This is a genomic window from Rhizobium sp. X9 (genome assembly GCF_018873185.1).
GTDB classification, from domain to species: Bacteria; Pseudomonadota; Alphaproteobacteria; order Rhizobiales; family Rhizobiaceae; genus Agrobacterium; species Agrobacterium oryzihabitans.
Genome location: NZ_CP071312.1, coordinates 1,424,091 through 1,436,246, shown reverse-complemented (window position 1 = coordinate 1,436,246; position 12,156 = coordinate 1,424,091). Strand labels below are relative to the sequence as shown.

General features: G+C 59.9%; 11 protein-coding genes. 8 read left to right on the top strand and 3 right to left on the bottom strand.

What is annotated here, in order from left to right; genetic code table 11:
• The first annotated feature begins 1 nt into the window (after nucleotide 1).
• The 7 genes from JZY08_RS21460 to JZY08_RS21430 all read left to right on the top strand — a co-directional run bounded on the left by JZY08_RS21460 (nucleotide 2) and on the right by JZY08_RS21430 (nucleotide 8,998).
• Nucleotides 2–1,570, top strand: a complete 1,569-nt coding sequence (locus tag JZY08_RS21460) for an extracellular solute-binding protein (protein ID WP_253204085.1) — start codon at nucleotides 2–4, stop codon at nucleotides 1,568–1,570.
• A gap of 71 nt (nucleotides 1,571–1,641) precedes the next feature.
• Nucleotides 1,642–3,972 (top strand): alginate lyase, encoded by a 2,331-nt coding sequence (locus JZY08_RS21455; RefSeq protein ID WP_216331648.1) that lies wholly within the window; start codon nucleotides 1,642–1,644, stop codon nucleotides 3,970–3,972.
• A gap of 18 nt (nucleotides 3,973–3,990) precedes the next feature.
• The gene (locus JZY08_RS21450; RefSeq protein WP_216331647.1) at nucleotides 3,991–4,740 is read left to right on the top strand and encodes an SDR family NAD(P)-dependent oxidoreductase; all 750 of its coding nucleotides are present in this window, start codon (nucleotides 3,991–3,993) and stop codon (nucleotides 4,738–4,740) included.
• 16 nt (nucleotides 4,741–4,756) lie between these two features.
• Complete coding sequence (locus JZY08_RS21445) at nucleotides 4,757–5,926, top strand: SGNH/GDSL hydrolase family protein (protein ID WP_216331646.1); 1,170 nt, start codon at nucleotides 4,757–4,759, stop codon at nucleotides 5,924–5,926.
• Complete coding sequence (locus tag JZY08_RS21440; RefSeq protein WP_216331645.1) at nucleotides 5,923–6,957, top strand: hydroxyacid dehydrogenase; 1,035 nt, start codon at nucleotides 5,923–5,925, stop codon at nucleotides 6,955–6,957. Before JZY08_RS21445 ends, JZY08_RS21440 begins: the two co-directional genes overlap by 4 nt.
• The gene (locus JZY08_RS21435) at nucleotides 6,954–7,751 is read left to right on the top strand and encodes a TIM barrel protein (protein ID WP_216331644.1); all 798 of its coding nucleotides are present in this window, start codon (nucleotides 6,954–6,956) and stop codon (nucleotides 7,749–7,751) included. Before JZY08_RS21440 ends, JZY08_RS21435 begins: the two co-directional genes overlap by 4 nt.
• A complete protein-coding gene (locus JZY08_RS21430; RefSeq protein ID WP_216331643.1) occupies nucleotides 7,751–8,998 on the top strand; it encodes a glucarate dehydratase family protein in 1,248 nt (415 codons plus the stop codon). Before JZY08_RS21435 ends, JZY08_RS21430 begins: the two co-directional genes overlap by 1 nt.
• Nucleotides 8,999–9,046: 48 nt before the next feature.
• On the opposite strand, the gene JZY08_RS21425 is transcribed toward JZY08_RS21430, so the two are convergent.
• The gene (locus JZY08_RS21425) at nucleotides 9,047–9,964 is read right to left on the bottom strand and encodes an NADP-dependent oxidoreductase (RefSeq protein ID WP_216331642.1); all 918 of its coding nucleotides are present in this window, start codon (nucleotides 9,962–9,964) and stop codon (nucleotides 9,047–9,049) included.
• A gap of 112 nt (nucleotides 9,965–10,076) precedes the next feature.
• On the opposite strand from JZY08_RS21425, the gene JZY08_RS21420 reads away from it, so the two are divergent.
• Nucleotides 10,077–10,835 carry a helix-turn-helix transcriptional regulator gene (locus JZY08_RS21420; protein ID WP_216331641.1) on the top strand — a complete coding sequence of 253 codons (759 nt, stop codon included), beginning with the start codon at nucleotides 10,077–10,079 and terminating at the stop codon, nucleotides 10,833–10,835.
• Nucleotides 10,836–10,919: 84 nt separating this feature from the next.
• Here JZY08_RS21420 and JZY08_RS21415 read toward each other — a convergent pair whose 3' ends face one another.
• A complete protein-coding gene (locus JZY08_RS21415) occupies nucleotides 10,920–11,402 on the bottom strand; it encodes a GAF domain-containing protein (protein WP_216331640.1) in 483 nt (160 codons plus the stop codon).
• Between the two features lie 41 nt (nucleotides 11,403–11,443).
• A complete protein-coding gene (gene msrA, locus JZY08_RS21410; RefSeq protein WP_199777871.1) occupies nucleotides 11,444–12,154 on the bottom strand; it encodes a peptide-methionine (S)-S-oxide reductase MsrA in 711 nt (236 codons plus the stop codon).
• Between the last annotated feature and the right edge of the window lie 2 nt (nucleotides 12,155–12,156).

Sequence of the window (12,156 nt, the reverse complement as noted above, 5' to 3'; positions counted from 1 at the left end):
TGTGAGAGCACTACGAAAAGGCGCGCCCCTACTGGCGTTGATAACAGCCGCGACCCTGGCCTTGCCGGCATCGGCACAGGATTCAGGCAAGATCACCGAAGACCCGCTGGAACTGACGATCCATTTCCATTTCCGTGACAAATACGTCTATTCGGAAAAATGGCCGGTGGAGCAGAAGGCGGCGGAAATCACCAACATCCATGTCCGCAACGTGGCGTCGCTGGCAACCACCAGCAGCCGCGATGCCTTCAACCTTCTGATCGCCTCGGGCAACCTTCCCGACATCGTCGGCGGCGACGCCACAGGCGGGCTGAAGGAAGACTTCATTCGTTACGGGCTGGAGGGCGCATTCATTCCACTCGATGACCTGATCGAGGAAAACGCCCCCAACCTCAAGGCCTTCTTCGACAGCCACAAGGAAATCCGCAACGCGATCTCCGGACCGGACGGCAAGCTTTATTTCATTCCCTATGTGCCCGATGGCAAGTTCTCGCGCGGCTGGTTCATCCGCCAGGATTGGCTCGACAAGCTTGGCCTGAAGCAGCCGGAAACGCCGGAAGAAGTCTATGAGGTTCTCAAAGCCTTCCGCGACAAGGACCCGAACGGCAACGGCCTCAAGGATGAAGTTCCTTATTTTGCCCGTGAGGAAATCGATGCCGTCCGCCTCATCAATCTGTGGGATGCGCGCGTGTCCGGATCCGAACGTTATGGTGACTTTGCCGTCTATGACGGACAGCTGCGTCACCCCTGGGCGGAGGAAAACTACAAGACCGGCATTTCCAATGTGGCCAAGTGGTACAAGGAAGGCCTGATCGACAAGGAGATTTTCACCCGCGGCGCCCGCTCGCGTGAATATCTTCTGGGCAACAATCTCGGCGGCATGACGCATGACTGGTTCGCCAGTACCTCGACCTATAACGACGCCCTGTCGCCGAAGATCGACGGCTTCGCGCTGAAGCCGATGCTGCCGCCAAAGACGGTCTCCGGCCAGCGCTTCGAAGATTCCCGCCGCCTGCGTGTCCAGCCCGTCGGCTGGGCCATTTCGGCGACCAATGAGCACCCGGTCGAAACCATCAAATATTTCGATTTCTGGTTCTCGCAGCAGGGCCGCATCCTGTCGAATTTCGGCGTCGAAGGCCTGACCTACGAGATGGTCGACGGCAAGCCGCAGTTCAAGAAGGAAATCCTCGACAACAAGGATCCGGTCAATGCCCAGCTGTGGGCGGTCGGTGCGGCGATCCCGCGCGGATACTGGATGGACTACGAATATGAACGCCAGTGGACGAACAAGATCGCGCTCGAAGGCATCGACATGTACGAGAAGTGCAATTGCCTCAAGGACGAGTTCATGGGCGTTTCCCTGAACGCCGAGGAGAAGGCGACCTTCGACCGCTACTGGCCGAGCATCCTCACCTACATGACCGAGATGCAGCAGACCTGGATTCTCGGCGCGCAGGACGTCGATACCGGTTGGGACGCCTACAAAAAGCGCCTCACCGCCCTCGGTTACGACGAGGTCATCAAGATGATGCAATCGGCCTATGACCGCCAGTACAAGGCCGCGCAATAAACCCTTCGACCGTGATGGCGGCCTTGTCGCCGCCATCCTTTCCCCTCTGTTTTCATAGGAGTTAGAGCGCAATGCGTCCCTCTGCCCCGGCCATCTCCAGACAGACACTTCTCGATGAACCCCGGCCGGGTTCATTGACCATTGGCTACGAGCCGAGCGAAGAAGCACCACCAACGGAGAACCCCCCGCGCTTTTCATGGCTGCCCGACATCGACGACGGCGCGCGTTACGTGCTGCGCATTTCCACCGATCCCGGTTTCGCCGACAAAAAAACACTCGTTTTCGAAGATCTCGCCTGGAATTTCTTCACGCCGGATGAGGCCTTGCCGGAAGGCCGTTATCACTGGTGTTATGCGCTGTGGGACCAGACGTCCGCAACGCCGGAGTCCAACTGGAGCACCGTGCGCAGCTTCGAGATCGACGCTTCGCTGCCGAAAACGCCGCTGCCCGGCAGGCAGGCCCGTCATACAGCCTCCCATGCCAGCCATCCAAGGCTGTGGCTCAATCCCGAGCAGTTGAGCTCCTTCGCAGACACCGTGGCAAGGGACCCCAACCATTGCGGCTGGTCCGAATTCTACGAAAAATCGGTAAAGCCCTGGCTGGAGCGGCCGGTCATGCCGGAGCCACAGCCCTACCCCAATAATATGCGCGTCGCGTCGCTCTGGCGGCAAATGTATATCGACTGCCAGGAAGTGATCTATGCGATCCGGCACCTGGCGATTGCCGGCCGTGTGCTTGGGCGCGACGATCTGCTCGATGCATCCCGCAAGTGGCTGCTGGCCGTCGCCGGCTGGGATCCGAAAGGCGCGACCTCCCGGGCCTATAATGACGAGGCGGGGTTCCGTGTCGTCGTCGCACTCGCTTGGGGTTATGACTGGCTCTACGACCATCTGAGCGAGGACGAGCGCGAAACCGTGCGGTCGGTTCTTCTCGAACGAACGCGGGAGGTTGCCGACCACGTCATCGCGCATGCCCGCATCCACGTATTTCCCTATGACAGCCACGCGGTGCGTTCGCTTTCGGCAGTCCTGACACCGGCCTGTATCGCGCTTCAGGGCGAAAGCGACGAGGCGGGCGAATGGCTCGATTATACCGTTGAATTCCTTGCCACCCTCTATTCTCCCTGGGCTGGAACCGATGGCGGCTGGGCGGAAGGGCCGCATTACTGGATGACCGGCATGGCCTATCTCATCGAGGCCGCCAATCTTATCCGCTCCTATATCGGCTACGACCTCTATCAGCGGCCGTTTTTCCAGAGCACCGGGCGCTTCCCGCTTTACACCAAGGCGCCGGGAACCCGCCGCGCCAACTTTGGCGACGATTCCACGCTTGGCGATCTTCCCGGCCTGAAGCTGGGTTACAATGTTCGGCAATTTGCCGGCGTTACCGGCAACGGCCATTACCAATGGTATTTCGATCACATCAAGGCCGATGCGACGGGCACGGAAATGGCCTTCTATAATTACGGCTGGTGGGACCTGAACTTCGATGATCTCGTCTACCGCCACGATTATCAGCAGGTGGAAGCCGTCTCGCCTGCCGACCTGCCGGCACTCGCCGTTTTCGATGATATCGGCTGGGCGACCATCCAGAAACATATGGAAGACCCGGACCGGCATCTGCAATTCGTCTTCAAATCCAGCCCTTACGGTTCGCTGAGCCACAGCCATGGCGACCAGAATGCCTTTGTCCTCTATGCCCATGGTGAGGATCTGGCGATCCAGTCCGGTTATTACGTGGCGTTCAATTCGCAGATGCATCTGAACTGGCGCCGCCAGACACGGTCGAAGAACGCCATCCTGATCGGCGGCAAGGGGCAATATGCGGAAAAGGACAAGGCGCTCGCACGCCGCGCCGCCGGCCGCATCGTCGCGGTTGAGGAAAAGCCCGGACATATCCGGATCCTCGGCGATGCGACAGCCGCCTATCAGGTCGCGAACCCACTGGTCCTAAAGGCAGAGCGCGAAATTCACTTTGTCAACGACAGCTACTTCGTGATTGTCGATGAGGTGGAATGCTCCGAGCCCCAGGAACTGCAATGGCTTTGCCACACGACGGGGGCACCGCAGACCGGCAGGTCGAGCTTTCGCTACAATGGCCAAAAGGCGGGCTTTTACGGCCAGTTTGTCTTCTCGTCAGCCGGCACACCGCAGATCGCGGCCGTCGAGGGTTTTCCCGATATCGATCCCAAGGAATTCGAGGGTCTTGATATCCACCATCACGTCTGCGCCACGGTTCCGGCAGCCACCCGGCATCGGCTGGTCACCCTTCTCGTGCCTTACAGTTTGAAGGAGCCGAAGCGCATCTTCAGCTTCATCGACGACCAGGGTTTTTCGACCGACATCTATTTCAGCGATGTCGACGACGAGCGTTTCAAGCTCTCCCTTCCCAAGCAATTCTAACCATACGAGGTTTTTCAAATGCAGCGTTTTACCAACAGGACCGTTGTTGTCGCCGGTGCAGGCCGGGATATCGGCCGCGCATGCGCCATACGTTTTGCGCAGGAGGGCGCCAATGTCGTTCTCACCTATAATGGTGCGGCCGAGGGTGCAGCCACGGCGGTTGCCGAAATCGAAAAGCTTGGCCGTCCGGCTCTGGCAATCAAGGCGGATCTGACAAATGCAAGCGAAGTCGAGGCCGCGATTTCTGCTGCCGCAGACAAATTCGGCGAGATCCATGGCCTCGTCCATGTTGCCGGTGGCCTTATCGCCCGCAAGACAATCGCGGATATGGACGAAGCCTTCTGGCATCAGGTCCTCGACGTCAACCTGACGTCGCTGTTCCTGACAGCCAAGGCCGCACTGCCCAAAATGGCAAAGGGCGGGGCGATCGTTACCTTCTCGTCGCAGGCGGGCCGTGACGGCGGCGGTCCGGGTGCGCTTGCCTATGCCACCTCCAAAGGTGCCGTGATGACCTTCACCCGCGGACTTGCCAAGGAAGCCGGCCCGAATATCCGCGTCAATGCCGTCTGCCCGGGCATGATCTCGACCACCTTCCACGACACCTTCACCAAACCGGAAGTGCGTGAAAGGGTGGCAGGCGCCACATCGCTGAAGCGGGAAGGATCGAGCGAAGACGTTGCCGGTCTGGTGGCTTTCCTCGCGTCCGACGATGCCGCTTATATCACCGGCGCCTGCTACGACATCAATGGCGGCGTCCTGTTCTCCTGATATCCTGGTGAAAACCATGTCCGTATCGTTACCAAGGGCGAGCCGGATTGCCGTTCTCGGCACTTCGCTCGTCCAGCAGAACCATATTGGCGACGCAACCTCGCTTGCCACATCGGCACGCGGCTGGATGAGCTGGGCCGAGGTCCTGTCGCATGGCAGGCTTTGCTGCCCTGTCCACCACGATCCAGGCGTGCCGCCCGGCTGGGAGCCGAGCAATCGGCCGGGTGTCAGCCGGTTCTTTTCCGGCCTCAATTTCGGGGTTTCCGGCCAGAAGGCAATCGAGATCGAACGGCGGCTGCCGCGACTGCTGCAATCGGATTTCGACCTGATCATCGTCGATGCCGGCACCAACGACATGCTGGTGGAAACACGCCAGACGATTGCCGATACCCGGGCGCGGATCGTTTCGGTTCTGCTCGACGCGGGCAAGACCGTCATCCTGCTTCCGATCCTCGCCCGTGGCATCGGGAAATGGCCGGCTGGCGGTGCGGAGCGGGCAAAGGCGCATTGGATCAACCGGCAAAGCATCGAATTTGCCGCAGATCACGCCAATTGCCATGTCTTCGACTGGAACTCGGCTTGGGTCGATCCCGAAGGTGAATTCGGCGAGCCCTATCCGGGTTATTCGGACGACGGCACCCATTTTGCGGTGACCGGCGCCTTTGCTGTCGGAAAGCTGCTTGCGAACTATCTGCAGACGATCGTGCCGCGTGCGCCAGCCCGTATCCTTGCGAGAGACGATCGTTTTGACAAGGTGAACAATCCAGCCGGCAATCTGGCATCGGATTTTTCAGCCCTGACAGTCACGGAAATGCGTGAGCAGAGCCACCGTCTCGGCGGGCAGCTTGTCCATCCGGGCACAGGCTCCTGGGTGGAGGCCATATGCGATGTAGAGGTGCCGGCGCATAGCGACGTGCTCGGAATATCGCTCCGCCTGAAAGATGCTGCAGCCGAAGGGCAGGAGGCAGTCGCACTTGCGCCTTTCCGTGGAGAGGACGGCACATTTTTTCCTTTCCCAGCCACCCAATGGAGCGGCGCGCTTAGAACTCCCTCCCTGAAACTCAGGGCAGGTGAAGCCCCTCCCGAGCTTTTTCTCGATGTGATCCTGCGGCCCGGTTCTCGACCGATCGAAATCGACGTCACCCGTATCGAGCTTCGCCCCCTTTCAAGTCCGGTGCGCCCATGAGACAATATCAAGACAAGCCACGGCTGTTGATCGCCATGCGCAACGAGCTTCCCGAAGGTTTTTTCGGTTCGCGCGAATGGGCACGGTTGAATGCCGTAACCGACATTATCCCCGATTTCCCCTATACGGATTTCGACACGGAAGCGGGCGCCGAGGCGCTGGCCGAGGCGGATATTCTGCTGGCCGCCTGGGGCACGCCGTCCCTGACGCGCGCGCGCCTCGCCCGTGCGCCAAAGCTCAGGATGGTTGCCTATGCCGCATCCTCGGTGCGCACCGTCGCACCCGCCGAATTCTGGGACACATCCGATATCCTCATCACCACGGCGGCATCCGCCATGGCCGTTCCGGTTGCCGAATTTACCTATGCGGCAATCATCATGTGCGGCAAGGATGTGTTTCGTCTGCGAGACGAACATCGGGCAGAGCGCGGCACGGGCGGTTTTGGCAGCAGGCGTGGGATGAGCCTGCCCTATCTCGGCAATTATTCGCGCAAAGTCGGCATTGTCGGCGCATCAAGGATTGGCCGGCTGGTCATGGAGATGCTGGCGCGCGGAAAATTCGAGATCGCCGTCTACGACCCCTTTCTTTCGGCGGGGGACGCGGCCGCACTTGGTGCTACGAAAATGGAGCTCGACAAGCTTCTCGCCTGGTCCGATGTGGTCTCCCTGCACGCGCCGATCCTGCCCGAAACCCGTCACATGATTGGCGCCCGCGAACTGGCGCTGATGGCCGATCATGCAATCTTCATCAACACGGCACGCGGCTGGCTGGTCGATCACGACGCATTGTTCGCCGAGGCGCTTTCCGGACGGCTGCGTATTCTGATCGATACGCCGGAGCCGGAACCCTTGCCGACGGATAGCCCGTTCTACGATTTGCCCAATGTCGTGCTCACCCCCCACATTGCCGGGGCGCTGGGCAATGAATTGCGGGCACTTTCGGATCTCGCCATTACCGAGATCGAACGTTTCGTCGCGGGGCTTGCCCCACTTCACCCAGTCCATAAACGGGATATGGAGCGCATGGCATGAGCGCTTTCGATTATTGTTTTTCAACGCTTGGCTGCTCCGAACTCAGTCTGCATGAAACCGCCGATCTGGCACAGCGACACGGCATCGCGCATGTGGAGTTGCGCACGCTGTCCGGTACGGTCGACCTGATCCCGGCGCTCACGGCCGAGTTTGCCACTCCTTCCAGATTTGCAGCCTTTCTGGCCGAACGCGGTCTCAAGGTCGCCGCTCTCAACACGTCCATTCGGCTGTTCGGCAGCACCGATCTTTCCGCCGTCGAGCCCTTCATCGACTGGGCGGAAGCGGCAGACATTTCCTATCTGCGCATCTTCGACGGCGGCAAACAGGTGGGACTGGACGAGATGACACAGGCAGCGCGCCTGTTGGACGACTGGCGGGCGCTGCGACAATCACGCGGGCTGAATGTCGACCTGATGATCGAGACACACGACGCGCTGGCGGACCTCGAGCAGCTTCTCGCCTTCGTCACGCGCGTGCCGGCAGCCAGGATTTTGTGGGACACCCACCACACCTGGGCCAAAGGCAGCGATCTCAAAACCCTTTGGCAGCATATCGCACAAAATGTCGCGCATCTGCACGTCAAGGACAGCACCACGGACAGCGATGGCCGACGACGCTACGTTTTGCCGGGCCATGGTGATTTTCCCATGGCGCAACTGCTTTCGATTTTACAGTCGGATGAACGACAAATCCCCCTCAGTCTGGAATGGGAGCGCCACTGGCGTCCCGAACTGCCCCCGCTGGACGATGCGCTGAAGGCTGCGCGCGGCTGGTGGCGACAAGGAGCTTTTTGATGCGCATAGCCGAAATTCATCTCACGCCGGTCGCTATTCCCGACAGGCCGCTGCTGAACTGTAAAGGCGTGCATCAGCCCCACGCGCTGCGCACCGTCATCGAGGTCATAGGTGACGACGGCACGGTCGGCCTCGGGGAAAGTTACGGAAGCATCAAGGCGCTGGATGGGTTGCGACGCGCAGCCCCCGCTCTGATCGGGCTCGATCCGTTTCATCTTCACGAGCTAAAATCGCGCGTCCTCACCGCATTGCCCGGCAGCGGCGGCATCAATGCCAAATCGGCGGTGGCCGATCACAAGCTGACGGACGTGGTCGCCTCGGCCTTCGAAGTCCCCTGCCTCGACATTCAGGGCAAGCTTCTCGGGCGGCCGGTCTCAGACCTGCTTGGCGGTGCGGTCCGCGCCAGCGTTCCCTTCAGTGCCTATCTGTTTTTCAAATTCGCGGCCCATATGGGGGAAACCCCGGATGAATGGGGAGAGGTTCTAACACCCGATCAGATGGTTGGCGAAGCCCGCAGGATGGTCGATACATACGGCTTCCAGTCGCTGAAGCTGAAGGGAGGCGTGCTGCATCCCGATCTCGAAATCGAGACCATGCTGAAGCTTCGGGAAGCCTTTCCCAATCATCCGCTGCGGATCGATCCCAATGGCGGCTGGACCGTGGAAACTGCGATCTACATCGCCAGCAAGCTCGAAAACATTCTCGAATATCTCGAGGATCCGGTCATCGGCATGGACCAGATGGCGCAGGTCGCAGCCGCGACGTCGATCCCGCTCGCCACGAACATGATCGTTCTGGAATTCGACCAGATCGCCGCTGCCTTCCGCAAAAACGCGGTGCAGATCGTGCTGTCGGATCACCATTACTGGGGCGGGCTGCGCGCCTCGACCCATCTCGGAAAGATCTGCGAGACACTGGGGCTCGGCGTCTCCATGCATTCCAACTCGCATCTCGGCATCACCCTTGCGGCAATGATCCATGTGGCCGCCGCAACGCCGAACCTGAGCTTCGACTGCGACACACATTACCCCTGGACCGGCGTCGACGTGATCGAGGGCACGCCATTCACGTTCCGTGGCGGTCGCCTGGATGTACCCGAAGGGCCGGGACTTGGCGTTACGCTCGACCGGCGGAAACTCGCTGAACTCGCGGCTCTTTATGATCAGACCGCGATGAAAGAGCGGGATGATACAGCCTATATGAAGCTCTTCGATCCAGCCTATGAAAGGCAGGTGCCGCGCTGGTAACGAGAAGCCGTAGCCTATGTCCCACATCTGCGACCGGCTGCCTTCTTCTTATCCGCCGATTTGCAGAACGATCTTGCCGCGGGTCCGCCCACCTTCGGACAATTCCAGCGCCTCCTTAATGCTGGCAAGCGGCAGAACGGTCGCTACACAGGGCTTCACCTTCTCTTCTTCAACCAGTTTGCGGATGAATGCGAGCTGGTCCACATCGGGCTTGCACTGCACGCGCGCGACGCGGATGCCACGCTGCTTGTCCTCTTCCGTGGGAAAGGCGACGGCCGTTACCAGGAAGCCGCCCTCTTTGAGAACAGCAAATGCCCGCTTGAAAGTGTCGCCCCCGACTGTGTCGAACACGACGTCCATGCCGTCAGCGACCAGCTCGAAGGGCTGCTTCGTGTAGTCGATAAACTCGTCCGCGCCCAGGCTGCGGACGTAGGCCTCGTTCCGGCTGGACGCCATTGCGGTAACATGCACACCCCTCGCCTTGGCAAGCTGAACCGCAAGAGAACCGACACCGCCCGCACTGTTGGTGACAAGCAGCCGCTGGCCGCTTGAAAGCCCGGCCACGTCGAACATCGCCTGCCATGCCGTCAGGGCTCCGAGCGGTACCGCAGCCGTTTCGAGGAAGCCCAGATTGGATGGTTTGTGGGCAATATCCATCACCTTGGCGATCGCATATTCCGCAAACCCTCCAGCCTTGATGATACCGTAAACACCGTCGCCCGGATTGAATTCGCTGACGCCCGGCCCAAGCTTTTCGACAATGCCCGCGATCTCGCCGCCAAGATGGATCGGCAGGGTCATACCCATGCGCTGGCCGGCACCGCTGCGGATCTTCCAGTCGATGGGATTTACGCCCGCCGCATGGACCTTGACCAGCACCTCGCCGGCTCCCGGCTCCGGACGTTCAATGTCCGCCAATGTGAGCACGGCATTGTCGCCATATTCGTTAATGACTACTGATTTCATATCTTCACTCATGTTCGTTCGGGTTCCGATGATCCCTCGACCATCGACATCTCCCATGCTACTCAAACGCCTTGTCGATGTGTCGCCAATCCACATCGCGGAGATGCCAATCATGCCCGAACGTCCATTTACGTTCCAACGAGGTTTCAAGCAGCGTGGCGGCGGCTTGCCGATCCATGCCCATGACGAGGCGCAGCTAACCTTTGCCGCTTCCGGCATGGTGCGGGTCCATACCGAAGAGGGCCGGTGGTTGGTGCCCTCCCAGCTCGCTGTCTGGATTCCGGCCCGCGTTCCCCATCGCGTCGATGTCTTGACGGACGCCGAATTATGGATGGTTCACTGGGAGCCATCGGCGGCGCAGGCATGGGCGCCGCCTTTGCCTCTTGACCACACATTCGCCCTGCGTGTCACCCCGCTCATGCAATCTCTGCTCGACGCGGCTTTCGCAGCCGATATCGAAAATGAAAGGGCCGAACTCATCGCAAGGCTGATGCTGCACGAACTGATGTCGACCGCCCATGCACCCACATTCCTGCCGCTGCCAACGAGTACGATCGGGATACGTGTCGCCAACATGGCTCTCGACGACCACAAAAACAGATTGAGTATCGAGGAACTGGCTTCGAGGGCCGCGACATCCGTTAGGACCCTAAGCCGGTTGTTTCCGTCAGAGACAGGTCTGACGTTTAAAGCCTGGCGACAACGGGCCCGTATCGTGCAGGCCATGGATCGCCTTGCGAGAGGAAACGCGATCGCTGACGTCGCCGCCGAATTCGGCTTTTCCAGTACCGCCTCGTTCTCGCACGCTTTTCGGCAGGTTACGAATATGACGCCGACGAGCTTTCTTGGCATGGAAGATCAGCTGGCTTGAGGGCCGGATCGTTTCAGAACCACCTCCTGCAAACCGCTGTCTCTCCTTGCAGCCGACCAAAAAGCACCGGCTGCAACCGCAAACCTAGAATGAGCCTGCGAAGATTTCCGCCAGTCGTTCCATGCCGGCCTGATCGTCAGCATCAAACCGTGAAGGCAGCGGGCTATCGAGATCGATGACGCCGATCGTCTCACTACCTCGAAAAATCGGGACGACCAGTTCCGAGCGCGAGGCTGCGTCACAAGCGATGTGGCCAAGGAAGGCGTGGACATCCTCAACCAGGATTGATGACTTCCGCTCGACGGCGGCGCCGCAAACGCCACGGCCGACGGGGATGCGAACACAAGCAGGTTTGCCCTGGAACGGTCCGAGAACCAATTGGTCGCCCTTCAACAGGTAGACGCCCGCCCAATTGAGGTCAGGCATCGTCTGATAGATCAGCGCCGACATGTTGGCGGCATTGGCGATCATGTCCGTCTCTCCCTCTAACAAACCTTGCAGCTGCTGGGCGAGCGCGCGGTAAAACCCGGTCTTGTCGGCAATGTCGATCGACGCCGCTTCAAACATGTCTGTCACCTTCCTCAAATCGTCCCGGCTGACGGCTGATATCAAATACCGTTCTTGGCGACCAGCACGGGCTTCTCGCGAAAATCCCTTGCAAACAGCTTGCGCAGGTTTTCGAGCTTCGGCAGGTCGTTATAGACGATGTAAGGATAGGTCGGATTGTTCGTCAGGAAATCCTGGTGGTAGGCCTCGGCGGGATAAAATGCATGGCCGGGCTCGATGGTCGTCACGATCGCCGCGTCGTAAAGACGTGCCTTGTTGAGCTGGGCGATGTAAGCTTTCGCGACACGGCCCTGATCCTCGTTTTCGGGAAAGATGGCGGAGCGATATTGCGTGCCGATATCGGGCCCCTGCCGGTTCAGTTCGGTCGGATCGTGGGCCACGGAAAAATAGATCTGCAGCAGATGGCCATAGGTCACCTGCTTCGGATCGTAGGTTACCTTCACCGCCTCCGCATGGCCGGTCTTGCCGCTACCGACCGACTCGTAATTCGCCGTCTGCTTTGCGCCACCCGCATAACCGGAGACAGCGTTTTTGACGCCGCTCACATGCTGGAAGACGCCCTGCACGCCCCAGAAACAGCCGCCTGCAAAGACCGCCGTTTCGGTGGCTGCAGTACCTGGGGAAACATCTGCCGCAGGCGCCGGAAGGGCTATGCCTTCCTGTGCCGATGCGACATTCAGACCTGCCAATATTATCGCGGATCCGATGGCCAGCCTGGCCGTTACCGCTTTCCAGGCAAACATGCGTCTCATGA